This window comes from Gilvimarinus sp. 2_MG-2023 (genome assembly GCF_030547685.1).
GTDB lineage: Bacteria > Pseudomonadota > Gammaproteobacteria > Pseudomonadales > Cellvibrionaceae > Gilvimarinus.
Genome location: NZ_JAUOQM010000005.1, coordinates 106,120 through 123,560 on the forward strand (window position 1 = coordinate 106,120; position 17,441 = coordinate 123,560).

At 53.3% G+C, this 17,441-nt stretch carries 13 protein-coding genes; all 13 read left to right on the top strand.

From position 1 onward, the window contains the following. Positions 1–75: 75 nt before the first annotated feature. The 13 genes from Q4526_RS01350 (at position 76) to trxA (ending at position 17,178) form a co-directional block, all read left to right on the top strand. Entirely contained in the window at positions 76–810 is a 735-nt protein-coding gene (locus Q4526_RS01350; protein WP_215974913.1) for a YggS family pyridoxal phosphate-dependent enzyme, read from the top strand. 10 nt (positions 811–820) lie between these two features. Further along, positions 821–1,636: a pyrroline-5-carboxylate reductase gene (gene proC / locus Q4526_RS01355; protein WP_215974914.1), complete on the top strand. Its 816-nt coding sequence runs from the start codon at positions 821–823 to the stop codon at positions 1,634–1,636. Positions 1,637–1,686: 50 nt separating this feature from the next. Then, on the top strand, positions 1,687–2,274 hold the full coding sequence (locus Q4526_RS01360) for a YggT family protein (RefSeq protein ID WP_215974915.1): 588 nt from the start codon (positions 1,687–1,689) through the stop codon (positions 2,272–2,274). A 142-nt stretch (positions 2,275–2,416) separates the two neighbouring features. Next, positions 2,417–4,399: a dynamin family protein gene (locus tag Q4526_RS01365; protein ID WP_215974916.1), complete on the top strand. Its 1,983-nt coding sequence runs from the start codon at positions 2,417–2,419 to the stop codon at positions 4,397–4,399. Positions 4,400–4,507: 108 nt separating this feature from the next. Continuing rightward, positions 4,508–5,653 (top strand): homoserine O-acetyltransferase, encoded by a 1,146-nt coding sequence (locus tag Q4526_RS01370; protein ID WP_215974917.1) that lies wholly within the window; start codon positions 4,508–4,510, stop codon positions 5,651–5,653. A 2-nt stretch (positions 5,654–5,655) separates the two neighbouring features. Further along, complete coding sequence (metW, locus tag Q4526_RS01375; RefSeq protein WP_215974918.1) at positions 5,656–6,243, top strand: methionine biosynthesis protein MetW; 588 nt, start codon at positions 5,656–5,658, stop codon at positions 6,241–6,243. Positions 6,244–6,253: 10 nt separating this feature from the next. Next, positions 6,254–6,757 (top strand): DUF4426 domain-containing protein, encoded by a 504-nt coding sequence (locus Q4526_RS01380; protein WP_215974919.1) that lies wholly within the window; start codon positions 6,254–6,256, stop codon positions 6,755–6,757. Between the two features lie 2 nt (positions 6,758–6,759). Beyond that, on the top strand, positions 6,760–7,350 hold the full coding sequence (rdgB, locus tag Q4526_RS01385; protein WP_215974920.1) for an RdgB/HAM1 family non-canonical purine NTP pyrophosphatase: 591 nt from the start codon (positions 6,760–6,762) through the stop codon (positions 7,348–7,350). A gap of 274 nt (positions 7,351–7,624) precedes the next feature. After that, on the top strand, positions 7,625–10,177 hold the full coding sequence (locus tag Q4526_RS01390) for a glycoside hydrolase family 16 protein (RefSeq protein WP_215974921.1): 2,553 nt from the start codon (positions 7,625–7,627) through the stop codon (positions 10,175–10,177). Positions 10,178–10,431: 254 nt separating this feature from the next. Further along, positions 10,432–12,813: a TonB-dependent receptor gene (locus Q4526_RS01395; RefSeq protein ID WP_215974922.1), complete on the top strand. Its 2,382-nt coding sequence runs from the start codon at positions 10,432–10,434 to the stop codon at positions 12,811–12,813. A gap of 109 nt (positions 12,814–12,922) precedes the next feature. Further along, entirely contained in the window at positions 12,923–14,080 is a 1,158-nt protein-coding gene (hemW, locus tag Q4526_RS01400; RefSeq protein WP_215974923.1) for a radical SAM family heme chaperone HemW, read from the top strand. Positions 14,081–14,224: 144 nt separating this feature from the next. Beyond that, positions 14,225–16,630, top strand: a complete 2,406-nt coding sequence (locus tag Q4526_RS01405) for a response regulator (RefSeq protein ID WP_215974924.1) — start codon at positions 14,225–14,227, stop codon at positions 16,628–16,630. Between the two features lie 218 nt (positions 16,631–16,848). Continuing rightward, positions 16,849–17,178 (top strand): thioredoxin TrxA, encoded by a 330-nt coding sequence (gene trxA, locus Q4526_RS01410; RefSeq protein ID WP_215974925.1) that lies wholly within the window; start codon positions 16,849–16,851, stop codon positions 17,176–17,178. The last annotated feature ends 263 nt before the right edge of the window (positions 17,179–17,441 follow it).

Genomic DNA, 17,441 nt, shown 5'->3' on the forward strand with positions numbered 1-17,441 from the left:
TAATATTGTTCAATTGTTGTTAATGCTGCGCACATTATTATGATATGCCAAGCGCGGGCAAATGTCGGGAACCAAATGCACAAGATAGACGAGAAGCTCGCCAATGTCACCGCTCGATTAACACAAGCCGCTCTGCAAGCCCATCGCAGCGATGCGGATATTGCCCTGATCGCGGTCAGTAAAACACAACCGGCCGAGTGTTTACGCCAAGCCTACCAAGCCGGCCAGCGCCGATTTGGCGAAAATTATCTACAGGAGGCGCTAGACAAACAACAGGCACTGGCGGACTTACCCGATATCGAATGGCATTTTATCGGCCCCATACAATCCAACAAAACCCGCGCCATTGCCGAGCACTTTGCTTGGGTGCACAGTGTCGATCGACTCAAAATCGCCAAGCGCCTCAGCGAACAGCGCCCGGTCACTATGCCAGCTTTGAATATCTGTCTGCAGGTTAATATAGACGGTGAAGACAGCAAATCCGGTGTGACGCCCGAACAACTGCCTGCCCTCGCCCGCGAGGTGAACGCTCTGCCCAATATTCACTTGCGCGGCCTTATGGCGATTCCCGCCCCCCAGTCAGATGCTCACAAACAGCGGGAAAGCTTTATCCGCATGCATCAATTGCTGGTAGCGCTGAATGAGACCAGCTCCGAAGCCCCAACCGGCAAGGGGCCACTAGACAGTTTATCGATGGGAATGTCCGCCGACCTAGAGGCCGCCGTTAGCGCGGGCACCACAATGGTCCGTATCGGCACCGATATTTTTGGCCCGCGCGCGACACCCCCAACCACCCCCCCGCACAAATAGGTTATACCTAATGATTAAAAACATAGCATTTATCGGCGCCGGCAATATGGCCGGCGCTATTATCAAAGGCTTACTGGCACAGAAATACCCATCCGAGTCTATCCGCGCCACCACTCGCAGCGCCGAAAGCGCCGAGCGAGCCGCCGCGCAACTGGGGATTCACACCTCTACTGACAACCTCAGCACCTGCCAGTGGGCCGATGTAATCGTGCTCGCGGTTAAACCGCAAATGCTGCAAGCGACCTGTGCATCCCTGCGTGGCGCGCTGGATCAACAACTCATCATGTCGGTCGCGGCTGGCATTGATACCGCCACCCTCGGGCGTTGGCTGGACGGTGATTTCGCCATTGTGCGCAGCATGCCCAACACCCCCTCTCAGGTTGGCGTCGGCGCCAGTGGCCTGTTCGCTAATGCCAAGGCCAACCGCGACGACTTAGCCTTTGCCGAACAAATCGCCAATGCCACTGGGCTGTGTGTGTGGGTAGAAGATGAAGCTCAAATGCACGCCGTCACCGCTGTTTCGGGCTCGGGCCCGGCCTATTACTTCTTGTTTATGGAGGCGATGATCGACGCCGGCGAAAAGCTCGGTCTCAGCCCTGAAACAGCGCGCCAACTCACCCTACAAACGGCATTGGGGGCCGCCACTTTGGCCGGCCGTGCTGATGTGCCGGTGGGTGAGTTAAAACGACGAGTCATGTCGCCCGGAGGCACTACCGAGCGGGCCATAAATGCGTTTGAGACGGGCCATTTATCCGCACTGGTTGATACAGCCATGAACGACTGCGCCAAACGCTCACAAAGCCTATCCGATGAGCTGGCAAAATAAGATTTTGCCCCAATATCACTTAAACCGTGCCCAATTACTGAGGAGAGACAATGAACACCATGCAGGAAATGCTGGTCTACCTAATTCAAACTCTGGGGTCGCTGTACATGCTAATTGTACTACTGCGCTTTTTGCTGCAGTTGACACGCGCCGACTTCTACAACCCAATTTCTCAGGGCATCGGTAAGGCTACCAACCCATTATTACTGCCATTGCGCCGGGTTATTCCCGGCATTTACGGCATCGACATGGCATCTTTAGTGTTAGCCATGTTGCTGCAGTGGGTTGCTGGGCAGTTAATTTACTTAGTGGCTGGCCAGGGTTTGCTTAACCCACTGGTGGTCATCCCTATGGGGCTAATTGGCATTTTAAAAATGCTGGTGCAAATCTACTTTGTTGGCATGATCGTCTATATCGTCGCCAGCTGGATCGCGCCCTTTAGCCAGAATCCGGCGCTTTTATTAGTGCGCCAACTGGTGGAGCCGGCCATGGCACCGCTGCGCAAAATCATCCCCGCCATGGGGCCGATTGATATCTCACCGATCTTTTTCTTTTTGATTCTCAATCTGTTTAACCAGTTTTTGATTCCGGCACTGGCCGGCCTTCTGGGCGTGAGAGGTCTATTGCTGGGGTTTTAACGCCACCATAATAGACCGATAATCCCGCAAATTGTCCCGCCAGTCCTGTCATTTAGGCTAAAAACTGGCTGACAGGGGCAATTTGCGCTTTAATAGCGAACACGGTCACGTTTGGGCGAAACCACGGGAAAACACTAATAACATGGACATTAAGGCATTACATCGGCAAATGGCGCAGTACAGCGCCTGGAAGCAAGCTCTCGACAAACGCCTACAAGGCTTTTGCCACTGGAGTGAAAAACACCAGCTGGTCACCTCAGATGCCTTAAACTACCTGCACAAAGCCCGCAAGCTACTCGGCGGCGATCAATTCACGATCGCCTGCGTGGGCGAGTTTTCACGCGGTAAAACCGAACTGATTAACGCCCTGTTGTACAACCAAAACAACGGTCGCTTTCTGCCCTCCCAGCCCGGGCGCACCACCATGTGCCCCACCGAGATCTTCTGGGACGCCAAACAACCCAAAAACTGTGTGCGCCTATTGCCGATCGAAACCCGCCGCAGCGCCACCAGCATGCAAAGCTTTAAGCGCATTCCGCAGAACTGGTTTACCATTAGTTTTGACCCGGACAACTTCCAGTCGGTCACCGAGGCAATCGGCCAGGTTTCCGCCAGTAAAATGGTGACCCGCAAAGAGGCCATTAAGTTCGGCTTCAGCGCTAGCGAGTTGGAAGTCGATGAACAAACCGGTCTGGTGCAGGTCCCCACCTGGCGTCACGCCTTAATTAACTTCGACCACCCCCTGTTGCGAGAAGGCCTGCGTATTGTCGACACACCGGGGCTGAACGCGCTGGGCAACGAGCCGGAATTAACCTTAAAAACCTTGCCCGAGGCCCAGGCAATTTTGTTTTTAATGGCGGCCGATAGCGGCGTTAGCGCCAGCGATATGACCATTTGGCGCGACCATATTTCCGGCTTGCGCGATGACCGCTGCACCGCTGTGCTGGGGCTACTCAACAAAATCGATACACTCTGGGATGAACTCACGCCCGAGGCAGAAGTAGCCGCCAATATAGAACGCGTGCGCTTGCAAACGGCCAAGCTGTTGGAGCTGGCGCCGGAATATATCCTGCCCATTTCTGCCAAAAAAGCACTGCTGGCCAAAGTCAAAAATCGTCGTGCCGATCTTTTGCAAAGTAATTTCCCGCAGTTGGAACAGCGCTTGGCCGAGTGCATCCTGCGTTCGCAGCAGCAGATCATCAGTCACCGACTAGTCAGCAACAGCCACGAGATGATCGTCAATACATACAATAGCCTTACTCGCCGCATTGATGAGAGCGAGAGCGAACTGCATGCGTTACAACAAGCCACCGATCAGGATGCTATCGACGAACTGACCCGTCAGCGAGACAAAATTCGCAACGCGCACCACCGCTTCCATAAACAATCGCTGTCACTAAAAACCAGCCAACGCTTGCTCAATAACCAGCGCACCGCCTTAATGGCACCAGTAACCCAAAGCAAAGTTCAAGGGTTAAGCGAAGAGACTCAAGAACGTATGATGCAAAGCTGGACCACGGTGGGCCTATCGCAAGCCATTGGCGATTTTTTCGACAACGTCGATACCAGCGTTAATCACTTAGTGCGTGAAATCGAGCGGGCCAACAAAGTACTGGCCAGTATTTACGACCGCCCAGAGCACGGCACAGAGGCCGCAGCCATGGCCCACAGCCATAAGCTCAATATCACCAGCCACCGTCGCCGTCTCCGTAATCTGGAAAACAATGCCGACCGTTTACGCCGCTCACTCAACAGCGTCCTGGCCACCAAGAACACTCTGATCAGCCGCTTTTTGGGTACACTGGTTAAAGAGGTCAACAACCTATTCAGTGATTTGCGCCGCGATATTAACGATTGGCTGCAAGATGCGTTAACACCACTAACCCATCACAACCAACACCAGAAAAAACTGTTGGAACACCACATGATGCGCTTGGGTGAAATGCGCTCGCAAACTCGCTCGCACCACGAACAGATCCAATCGCTAGAGCAAGGCCTGCACGCTTTGGCCACCGCGCGCGGCGACTTGAAGCCCCTGTTCTTAGAAGTCACCCGAGCCCCCGCTGCCAAACCCACCCCAGAGGCCAAAGTGGTATCTTTACAGGCGGCTCGAAAACAAGCCTAATCTAACCCCGCTTTACGGGCTAAATGAGGCCCGACACTTGCAGGCAGGCAAGCGCGACTTTAGACTTGCGCTTTTGCCGCCTTATCCGGTGATGATCAAGAGACATCAATGACCCAAAGCTCCGCTCCAGATTCCGTTGGCTTGGTAACCCCGTTTACCGTGCAGTTCGATGAACCGCTGCGCCTTGCCAGCGGCCGTACTCTAGAGACTTACGAGCTCGTGGTAGAAACCTACGGCAGCCTTAACGCCAACAAGTCGAACGCCGTACTGATTTGCCATGCACTCTCAGGAGATCATCACGCAGCGGGTTTTCACAGCGAGGGAGATCGCAAACCCGGCTGGTGGGATGGCTATATTGGCCCGGGCAAGCCGATCGATACCGATAAGTTTTTCGTCGTGTCGCTTAATAACCTCGGCGGCTGTAGCGGTTCCACTGGCCCGCGCAGTATTAACCCGGCCACTGGCAGCCCTTGGGGGGCGGACTTCCCTAAACTGCGGGTACGCGATTGGGTTCACTCCCAGGCCCGGCTTGCCGACTCGCTGGGTATTGATCAGTGGGCGGCTGTGATTGGCGGCAGCTTGGGCGGCATGCAAGCCATGCGCTGGGCACTGGAGTACCCCGATCGTTTGCGCCACTGTATCGTGATCGCCTCGGCCATGAAATTAAGTGCGCAAAATATTGCCTTTAATGAAACCGCCCGTCAGGCCATATTAAAAGACCCGGAATTTTATCACGGCGATTATCAAAGCCATGACACCTACCCCAAAAACGGCTTAGCTATCGCCCGCATGATTGGCCACATCACCTATTTGTCGGACGATGTGATGGGTGAAAAGTTTGGCCGCGAGTTGCGCACTGGCAGTTTCGATCAGGGGCTGGAAGATTTAGTGGAATTTCAGGTCGAGAGTTACTTGCGCTATCAGGGCGACACATTTTCTAAAAACTTTGACGCCAACACCTATATTCTTATGACCCGCGCGCTGGATTACTTCGATTTAGCACGCGAATACGGCGACGATGCCAGCGTCGCTTTTCGCCGCGCCCAGTGCGACTTTTACGTGGCTTCGTTCAGTACCGACTGGCGGTTCCCGGTTGAACGCTCACGCGAAATTGTCGACGCCCTAATCGACGCACAAAAAAATGTCAGCTACACCGAAGTTGAGTCGCCCTACGGCCACGACGCCTTTTTGCTCCCCAATGAGCACTACCGTGAAGCCTTCAGCCGCTACCTTGCCAGAATCGAAACGGAGTAATTATGCGATTTGATTTTAATCAATTGCAAAACTGGATAGGCGAGAAAAGCCGGGTGCTGGATCTCGCTTGTGGTGATGGCACCTTGTTAAAGCTGCTGGCCGACAGCAAGCAGGTTTCGGGCTACGGTTTAGAAATTGACCCGGCTCAGATTCAGACCTGCATCAGCCGCGGCGTTAATGTGATCAATCAAAATCTCGACCGCGGCCTGAGTAACTTCGAAGACAACAGTTTTGACACTGTAGTGATGACCCAAGCACTGCAAACCATGCGCTACCCCCATATCGTGCTGGATGAAATGCTGCGAGTGGGCAAAGAGTGCATTATTACCTTCCCCAACTTCGGCCACTGGAAGGCGCGCTTCCACTTGGCGGTTCGCGGACGCATGCCTGTATCAGATTTGCTGCCCTACGAGTGGTACGACACCCCGAACATTCACTTTTGCACTTTTACCGATTTCGAAATTCTGTGCCGCGAAAAACACATCAGCGTCTTGCACCGCCGGGTAGTCAACGAACAGTCGGCCCAAATGCTGGGCGACTTAGCGCCTAATTTTTTCGGCGAGACAGCCATTTACCACCTTGCAAAATAGGCGACAACCTATGCAGTTACTGGCCAATTTTTTTATAGTCTTAACCACTTTACTTTCGATGTTATGGACTTCTACAACCATCGCAGCGCCACGCGAAATCCCTGACGCGCGGGTTATTGAGCAGAGCGAACGCAGTAAAGTTTTTCAAGATCACACCGTCCATTTCAGTGTGTTTAACAGTGCGTTTGTGCCGGTCGATGTTGCCAATATTTATCAAATCAGCCGTGCCGACAATCAGGTACTGATCAATATTAGCGTTACCAAAACCGACGGAGATGCCTCTCACTTAGGCCTGCCCGCACAGGTAACGGGCACAGCCACTAACCTGATTCAACGAATGCAAACACTCAAATTCCAAACCATTAACGAGGGCAAGGCGACCTATTTTATTGCCCCGTTGCGACACACGAACGAAGAGGTCTTTAATTTCGCCATTGACGTTACCCCCGAGGGTAGCGAGCAGCCATTACCACTCAAGTTTTCTCGCACGCTCTACGTTAAGGACAGTCAATAATTATGCAGACTATCGTTCTTGCCAGCTCCAATCCGGGCAAACTGAAAGAGTTTAATCAATTGTTAGCCGGTGTCGGTTTTGCCGTCAAGCCGCAGTCGGATTACAACGTAAGTGATGCAGATGAAACCGGCTTAAGCTTTGTGGAAAATGCCATTTTAAAGGCTCGCAATGCCTGCCGCGCAACCGGCCTGCCGGCTCTTGCGGACGACTCAGGCATAGAGGTGGACGCCCTCAATGGCCGCCCCGGTATCTATTCTGCCCGCTTCGCAGGAATCGGCGCCAGCAATGCCAGCAACAATGAACAGCTCCTGTGCGAGCTGGAAAACGTCGCCGAGCAAGACCGCACGGCACGGTATCAGTGTGTGTTGGTGTATATGCGCCACGCCGAAGACCCCACCCCCATTATTTGCCAAGGCAGCTGGGAGGGCCGAATCCTGTCGGCACCAGCGGGTGATGGCGGTTTTGGCTACGACCCTTTGTTTTATGTGCCGACTCACAAATGTGCTGCAGCCGAATTATCGAAAGACGAAAAAGGCAAAATCAGCCACCGGGCGGCGGCGCTAAAACTTCTATTGGCGCAACTCACACAATAACCCAACACCCCTCTTTTATATTCCACTAACCCCCGGCAGGGGTTTTATTTTGGTATCAGCCCCACTATAAAAGTGGGAATGGTCATTTATTGCTCGCTAACAAGACACTCCGCCCACCTTCAAAAGCTCCAGTAAACTGGGACGACTGATCTCGTACCGCCAGACACACTACCCTCGTGCCCAGACCGTTACATTAAAGGTATCGGCAATCGCAATTTGCGGCTGCGCTTTTTATTGAGCAGCTCCCTCTATAAACAATAATAACGAGGTCAACATGTCATCGAATTTTGGCTTACCCTTACTGGTGAGTGCCTTAGCGCTTGCCTTATCCGCCTGTGGTGGTACTAGCGACGGCACTGAGAACAACAACTCATCGTCAACGTCTAGCACACAGAGCTCTGCAGTTTCATCCGAGCAATCAAGCCTCGCCAGCTCCGAGGCCTCTAGCGTCGCGTCCAGTGATGCGGCGATCAGCTCCGAGGCTTCTTCCAGCTCATCCCCCGCTCAGAGCTCACAAAGCTCTGCGGCTGCCTCTTCCGTGCAATCGAGTATTGCCAGCTCCGAGGCAGCTTCCAGCGAGGCTTCGGCAAGTTCAGTAGTCGCTGTTAGCTCTGCAAGCTCTGAATCATCAGAATCCAGCAGCTCCGAGGAATCTTCTAGTTCTTCTAGTTCTGAGAGCTCTTCTAGTTCCGAAGAATCCTCAAGCTCCGAGAGTTCTTCAAGCTCATCAAGTTCGACAAGTTCCAACAGTTCTGTCGCATTCAGCTCTATTTCCAGCCACTCCTCGTCATCGACTAGCAGTGAATCGAGCTGGGATCTGGTCTGGCAGGATGAATTTGAAGGTGTCAGTATTGATTCTGCAAAGTGGGAACACGAGGTCAACTGTTGGGGCGGTGGTAATAATGAGGGCCAGTGTTATACCGACGATCCCGCGAACAGCTACCTACAAGACGGTCACTTAATTATCGAAGCGCGCGAAGAGCCCAGTCAAATTTGCGGCCCTTCTGTCAGTCAGGAAGACCCTGCCTATGACCCTAACGATACCTCCGCGTGTAAAGACTACTCGTCTGCTCGCTTACGCACGCTGAGCAAAGCCGACTGGCAATACGGCCGCATGGAAATCCACGCGCGTATGCCCATGGGACGCGGTATGTGGCCCGCAATTTGGATGCTACCTACCGACCAAGCCTACGGCGGCTGGCCACAAAGTGGCGAGATCGATATTTTCGAAGCCTTTGCTCCCGGCACCACCGACCACGACTCAGACCCAAACACCGTGCACGGCACATTGCACTACGGTTTCTCATGGCCCTGGAACCAGAACAGCGGTGCGCCCCATATACCACCGACCAACATCTGGGATGAATTCCACACCTATGCGGTTGAATGGGAAGAAGGTGAAATACGCTGGTATGTGGACGACGTACATTTCGCCACCAATAGCGGCAACTGGTTTAACTACCATTGGGCGGGGCAAGAAGCGGGTTATCGAGTTTCCTCCGGTGCTCAACCGTTTGACCAACCTTTTCATATGATTTTAAATCTCGCCATTGGGGCCGCCGATTGGCTTCCCTACCCGGACGGAAGCACTAGCTTTCCACAAACGATGGAAGTTGACTATGTTCGTGTTTACCAATGTTCGGCCGATCCGGTCACTGGCCGAGGCTGCGCCACCATTGGCGAAGCGCCACAGTCAATCAGCGGCCACGTACCACCCGCCGACAGCCGCGATGAACTGTATTTCTATCAAGACGGCGTTCAAACACTCACCCTAGAAGGTGATGCAGGTGAGGTATCCTCTGGCCTTACCCCCGGCATTTACCCCGAGGACGCCAGCACTATCACTTCAATGCCCAGTGCCACGGGCCCCGATGGTGAAACCGTATGGGACTTGGACTTTTTTGCCCTGCCTGCAGCGGCTTTTTTAACCTCCGAGACGGGTCTTAACTTTGGCGACAACCTACACAGCCGTGCTAAAAATCTGGGTGAGCTACGTTTTGATTTACGAGTTTTGGATATTGAGCCCGGCACCAAGCTGCGTATTAAACTCGACAGCGGCTGGCCCGATCTTAGCTTTCACGAAATTGAGATACCCGCCGATGTCGGTGCAGCCGCCGAGTGGTCCGAGGTTGCTGTACGCCTTTGGTCCCTTAAGGCCAACGATGGCGAATGGTGGGGCCCGACGGTAGATTACACGCATATCACCAACCCGTTTGTCATTGAGCCGATCGACGGCACCGCTCATGTGCAACTGAAAAACATCCGCCTTACCTGTTTGGGTGGAGCCACCAACTGCGACGTTAAACCGGTGGAGCCACCGCTGGCACTCACCGAAGATTTTGATATCTTTATTGATGCCGTGGACATGGCTTGGGGCAATATCGGCCAGTGGAGCGCCAGCGGTTCCCATGTACAGATCAGCATTATTGATGCGGATGACGTCGCTCGCGGCCAAGTATTTCAGGGCGAGTTCACCGAAGCCGGGGGCAACGGCCTGATGTTTATCCAAACCGAGCCGGGCACCGTGCGCGATGTCAGCGCTTTTAACAACGGCTACCTAGTGTTTGATATTTACAGCCCGCAAACCACTGAGCTGATCGTCAAGGCCGACTGCGTTCACCCTTGCACCTCTGGTGACCGCCCGATAAGCCTAGACAGCAGTGCTGATTGGGAAACGGTTGTTATTCCGGTGGCAGACTTTGTCACAGGCGGGCTAGACCTAACCTCAGTCAATACTCCCTTCGCTATTTTGCCGGCCGGCGAGCAAGGCGGCGTCACCTTGCAAGTGGATAATGTACGCTGGGTCTTGGACGACCCTCGTCCGTAACTCCCTAAACATCGCCCCATCAGGCACAACACTTAGTTGGGCCTGATGGGATTTATCGCCCCTCCAAGAAATCAACGCAATAAGAACCCAAAGCTTAGCTTCTCCTTCTATATCCAAGTCCGGCGCGCCCTAAAAGACCCACCCACCACTGAATTTACGTACATTAGCAAGCGGCGAATAGATTTCTCTTGCATTATCATCCGTAAATGTGAATAATTCTCACCTTCATTATCACACCAATTGGGGGACAGGATATGTCACAAGGTACCGCGCTACACCATAAACTACTGATTGGAGCGGCCAGCACCACAGCGTTATTAGCCACAATGGCCGCCAACGCCGAACACAACAATCAAAAAGTAGAAGAAATGGTGATAACCGCCTCGGGCTTTGAACAAAAGCTTGTGGATGCGCCAGCCAGTATCTCGGTAATCGATCAAACCGAAATTCTCACCCGCCCCCACGTTAACTTACTGGATATGCTCAAATACCAAGAAGGTATTGATATCGGCACGACGCGCGACAAAACCGGCCAGGGCAGCGTCAGTATGCGTGGCTTAACCGGCGAATACACCCTGTATTTGATTGACGGCAAACGCCAAAACAACCACGGCGACATCTACCCCAACAACTTTGGCGGCAACGCGTTTGGCCATATGCCTCCGGCGGAAGCCATCGAACAAATTGAAGTGATTCGCGGCCCGGCCTCCACCCTGTACGGCGCCGACGCGCTCGGTGGTGTCATCAACATCATCACCAAAAAAGATATCGACCACTGGTTCGGCACCGTTAACCTAGCCGGTAATATTCAGCAAAACAGCGACTTCGGCAATGCCACCCAAGCGGATTTTTTCGTGGCCGGACCACTGATTGCTGACACGCTCGCCCTTGGTGTGCGCGGCAGTCTGTACGATACCGAAGCCTCATCGCCTGAGTTTGAGCCTGCCGTCGACCCCAATGGCACAACGCATTATCGCAGCCTCGGATTTGGCAGCGGCGGACGCACAGTCGACAGCGAAAGTCAGGAATACGGCGCCACCTTAACTTTGACACCAAACCGCGACCACACTCTGCGTCTTGCTTACGACTACTCCGAGCAGGTTTACGACAACACACCGTTTACCAACCCGGACACCGGTGAACTGTCTTACCCACTGGGCACCAAAGACAATATCGCAGCACTGTGGCAAACCAGTGGCGGACAGGTAAACCCTCGTGCCGGTTACGCCGCTGATCAAGAGTTTAACCGCGCCTGGTGGTCCTTGAGCCACGACGCCGACTGGAGCTTCGGCACCAGCAGCCTGTCACTGTCTTACGTCGACACTGCCAACGACGGTCGCACCCTGCCACTGAGTGTGGAAGAGCGCTTGCACTTACAAGAGATGTACGATGGCACCGGCGAATATGCCGGCATGAGCGAAGAGGAGCGCCGCAATCTGGCCGAGACCACCTTCCTGCCGCGCCCCGACCGCCCACTGGAGAGCCGCCAGTACACACTCGATGCCCGCGTCGACATACCCTTTGAAGCTGCCGGCAGCCACAAATTTGTGCTCGGCGGCCAGGTCATTGACGGCGAGCTGGAAGATGGCGTATTCGGTTTAGAAACCAATAACCCCGGCGGCATTCAAAAACAAGAAATGTACTCTCTGTTTGTAGAGGACAGCTGGACTCTAGCCACTCCATTCACCATCACCGCCGGCGTGCGCTACGACGAACACGATGTGTTCGGCAGTCAGGTATCGCCGCGCCTGTACGGGGTGTACACCATTAACAACAACTGGACCGTTAAAGGCGGTGTGGCCACCGGTTATAAAACGCCGCAAACTACGGATCTGTACGACGGCATCACCGGCTTTGGCGGCCAGGGCACCTCGCCGTTTGCCGGCAACCCAGACCTGGAGCCAGAAACCAGCGTCAACAGCGAAATTGCCATCTACTGGACCGGCAATGATGGTCACAACTTTAATGCCACCTATTTCAACACTCGCTTTGACGACAAAATTGCCAGTGGCGATACCATTTACAGCTGTGAGACCACCGGCGGCCAACGCCCCTGTGTCAATCTGGGTGCCTACGACAGTCTCGGTTACGACACCTACAGTCAAAAAATTAATATCGACCAAGTGGATATTCAGGGCGTAGAAATCGCCGGGCGCTATATTCTGAGCGACAGCTGGTCGCTGAATGCCAACTACACCTGGACCGACAGCGAACAGACCAGCGGCCCTGAGGAAGGTCAGCCGCTGACCAACACCGCCGAGCACATGGCCAATGCCTCTATCAACTGGACCATTTTGCCCAATCTCAGCATGATGCTACAGGGAGAGTTCCGCTCAGACCGCTACCGCAGTTGGGACAGCGTGCTCGACAAGCCGTTGTACTATAAAAATTACGCGTTGCTGCACCTAGGCATTACCTATGAAGTGACCGACAACATCACCGTCTTTGGCCGTGTTAATAACTTGCTAGATGAAGACTTCACCTCTTACACCACCGAATATGTCGACCTGGACAACGACGGTGTCTATACCTTGGCCACGGGTCGCGGTGCGGTCAGTGAAGTGGTCTTTACCGATAACTACAACGTTAAAGATGCCGGCCGCAACTTTTGGGTGAGTGTGCAGCTAAGCTTCTAATGACCACTGCTCGTTTTATTCTCCTTACCTCGGGCCCAAATGGGCCCGTTTTTTTATCTCACACATGCGATAATAGCGGCGCAATGTCTTAACCTGGTACTTAACCTCTGTGCTCACGCTTCCACCGCTGTCTCTGTATATTCATATTCCCTGGTGTGTTCGCAAATGCCCCTACTGCGATTTCAACTCCCACCAAAGTGACACGACGCTGCCCGAGCGGGACTATGTCCAAGCCCTAGCGCAGGACTTACTCGCCGATGCCGAGCTGGCCCAAGGGCGCAAGCTCACCAGTATCTTTTTCGGCGGCGGTACCCCCAGCTTATTTTCCGCCGGCGCGATCGGTCAGATACTCGACCACGCCGAACGCACTCTCGGTTTTAGCGACGACATAGAAATTACTCTGGAAGCCAACCCGGGCACCTTTGAACAAGACAAGTTCACAGGCTTTCGCGCCGCGGGCGTCAACCGCCTGTCCATCGGCATTCAAAGCTTTCAAGACGAACAACTGCAAGCACTGGGGCGCATTCACGACAGCCATTCGGCCCTCAGAGCAGCGGACACCGCACGCCGGGCCGGCTTCGATAACCTCAATCTCGATTTAATGCACGGCCTGCCGGGCCAAAGCTTGAGTGCGGCGATGGACGACTTAAACACCGCGCTATCGCTTGAGCCCGAGCACCTAAGCTGGTACCAGCTCACCATCGAACCCAACACCGTGTTTTACAGTCAGCCTCCCACACTACCGATTGAAGACACCCTGGCTGACATTCAGGATGAGGGTCACGCCAGGCTTGAACAGGCCGGTTTTAAGCGTTACGAAGTATCGGCCTACGCCCGTGGCGCACGCGCCCAACACAACCTCAATTACTGGCAGTTTGGCGACTATTTGGGTATTGGTGCCGGGGCCCACGGTAAAATCACCCAGCCCAACCCGGGCCATGTGTTCCGCCAGTGGAAGACTCGTCAGCCCGAGGCTTACTTATCGGCACAACAAGGCCCGGGGCGCTATAGCAACCCATTTGTTGCCGGCCGCGAGGCCATTGACCCCACGGCTCTACCGCTAGAGTTTTTACTCAACACCTTGCGGTTAAACGAGGGCTGCGCTCCCGAGCTATTCCCGGCCCGCACCGGCCTCCCCTCACAAGCACTCGAACCGCACTGGCAAGGGTTAGTCGATAAAGGCTTAGTACACCCGCGCCATTTACGTATCGGCACCACTGAGCTCGGCATGCGATTTCTCAACGATGTCTTAGGTGCCTACACCTAAGCGACAATTAAACCTTGGCCTTAACAGCGCGACAAGTTTCGCCACCATCGCCCTTTGCAAAAGAATCGGACCTAAACATCTGACTTTCCTGCGTTCACTGCTACAATTACTAAAAGCAGACCATTCGGATGTGACACCACTTACATGCTGTCCTTTTTTAAATACGCCCGCGAGAACCCAATCGCCACCCGTTTGCTCGGGCTGATTATTATATGCAGCTCCCTAATTACCCTGATCGCCATTATTTTTCAGCTCTACGCCAGCTTTAACGATGACGTCTCTTCGCTGGAGAAGCGCCTCGACCAAGTTAGAGTTAGCACTCTGGCCAGCATCACCAAAAGCCTGTGGGGCTTCGATCAAGAGCAACTGCAAATCCAGGTAGACGGTGTTTTAGAAGTGGCCGACGTGGTGCAGGTACAAGTCGACTGGCACGATTGGAACAATCAACCCCAAACTCTGACCGCCGCTCATCCCAACATTAACAACAGCACCATAAAGAGCAACCCCAACCGTTACCTGATCAAGCAGTACGAGCTAATCTATCAAGATGCCAGCACCAGCGCCCAGCACCTCGGCACGCTCACGGTCACTGCCAACCTGACCAGTATTTACGATAAACTGTTTGAACGCGCCTTCTTTATTGCTGCCATTCAAGGCGGTAAAACACTGATTATTTCACTGCTGATTTTATGGCTAATCCACACAATGCTGACCCGTCATATGGTCACCATTGCCCAATACGCTAACCAGCTCAATCTTAAAAAATTGTCCACTCCCTTAACACTGAATCGCATTAAGACTGACCAAGCCCCGGATGAACTGGACAATGTCACCAACGCCATCAACCACATGCGTGAGACACTGCTCGACGATATTGAGCGTCGCCGCTCTATGGAGCTGGCTTTATTATCAGAAAAAGAAGAGAAAATAGAATCGCGCAGGCAAAAACTGATCGCCGAAGATGCCAACCGTGCCAAAAGTCAGTTCCTGGCCACCATGAGCCACGAGATCCGCACTCCTATGAATGGGGTGATTGGTATGGTGGAAATGCTACGCGACACACGTCTGGACGATAACCAAAAACACTATTTAGAGGTAATCCACCGCAGCGGTGAAACTCTGCTCGACATCATTAACGATATTCTCGATTACTCCAAAATTGAAGCGGGCAAAATGGAGCTGGAAACCGCAGAGTTCGATATTCGCTCGCTGGTGGAGGATTGCATTCAATTGTTTGGGGCCACGGCCAACAAGCGCAGCCTAGAACTGTATTGCTATATTGCTCCCGAAATACCCACCAAACTGCGCGGCGACCCCACCCGGTTGCGACAGATCATTACTAATTTGGTGGGTAACGCATTCAAATTTACCAGCGAAGGGGTAATCTCGGTCGATGTGGCGCTGGAAGAGGACAGTACCGACATTGCTCCCAAAATCAAAGTCAGTGTCAGCGACACCGGTATTGGTATCCGTAAAACCGTACAAGACACTCTGTTCGACGCCTTTAACCAAGCCGATAGTTCCACCACCCGCCACTACGGCGGCACGGGGCTGGGGCTAGCTATTTGCAAAAGCCTTACGGAGTTAATGCACGGGGAGATCGGCGTATTCAGTCGCAAAGGTATGGGCTCCACTTTCTGGTTTACCGCCTGCTTTGCGCCGTCTAATAGCGTTGCCAACATACCCGAGGCACATCAAGCACTGGCAGGTAAGCGCCTGCTACTAACCGAACCCAACCAAGCCATACGCACGCTGATATCTCACTACTGCAGCCATTGGGGCATTGAGCTTGTGAGCCTCAGCAGTGCCAGTGAGACTCTGGAAACACTCGAGGCAGGCTCGCACTTTGATATTGCCTTGCTATCCCAGCAGCTGCCTATTTTATCTGGCCTACAGCTCGCCGAGCGAATTCGGCGCGAGCAAACCGCCGAGCAACTGCCCATTATTTTACTTAGTGGTTCAGATGAAGCACTGGCCACTGGCGCATTGGAGCGTTTGGCGATCGCCAATATTCTCCGCAAACCTATCATTGAAAAGAAGCTTTACGCCGCTTTATGCACAACTCAGGGGGTCACACTGGCCACAGGGGAGCGCAATCAAACCGATCCCATCCGTAAACACAACTCGCTGACGCATTTAAAAGTGCTGGTCGCCGAAGACAACGCCGTTAACCGCATGGTCATCAAGGGCCTGCTGGGTAAATTATCCATCGAACCTATGATGACGGAGAATGGTCGCCAAGCCCTGGAGGCGCTTCGCACCAGTGAGGGCGGTTACGATCTTATATTGATGGATTGTGAAATGCCGGAAATGGATGGTTTTGAGGCCACCGAAGCCATTCGCGATTACGAAAAGCGCAATAATCTAACCGCCACAACCATTGTCGCGCTCACCGCCCACGCCCTGCAAGAGCACCGCGAGGCCGTATTTGCCTGCGGCATGGATCATTTTTTGTGCAAACCGATCACTTTGGATGACCTAACCAATGCCCTGGACAAACTTGGCTTAACACCCGGCATCAATGTCGACAACCGCATTGCCGAGCGTTGATTCGCCCCCAAAGGCTGAATTTCGCGTAAAATAGCTGCTCACAATCACCGTCATAGCGAGCGCTCGCTTGAACGCAAGCGGGACTATCCTTATTATTTACCCAGCTCAGGCGGACAGAGGGCTTTAATTTTTGTTCTCAGCCCCCATATCAGGTGCATTCCCAATGACAATGCACTGAACACTAATTACCCAATAGTGGGTTTGGAGACTTTTTGATTATGAGTAACGACGCTATTGTTCACGTTACCGACGATTCCTTTGATGCCGACGTACTACAGTCCGACTTACCGGTATTGGTCGATTTCTGGGCTGCTTGGTGTGGCCCTTGTAAAATGATCGCCCCCGTGCTCGACGAACTGGTGGATCAATACGCAGGCAAGATTAAAATTGCCAAAATGGATGTCGATGCCAACAAGGAGACTCCGGCCAAGTTTGGTATTCGCGGTATTCCCACACTGATCATTTTCAAAGGCGGCAGTGTTGAATCAACCAAAGTGGGCGCTTTGTCACGCCCGCAACTGGTTGAGTTTATCGAATCTGTGCTTTAACAGCTCAGCGATACACTACCCATTATTAACGCCGTGAAACCGCGGCGTTAATCATTCCAGATAATTTTTCAGGGCTTTGCACTTTTTGAAATTTGCCGCTATACTCCGAATCACTTGTTACAGCTCTCATTAGTTCAGCCCGGTATCAGCGCCACCAACCCGCCAGATTTGGGCAAAATTAAGACTCCCTGCTACCTTCTTTACTTTCCAGAGTTTAAATCTGTGGGTATTCGCAAGCTAGGAGTATCAAACCTGAGCACTGT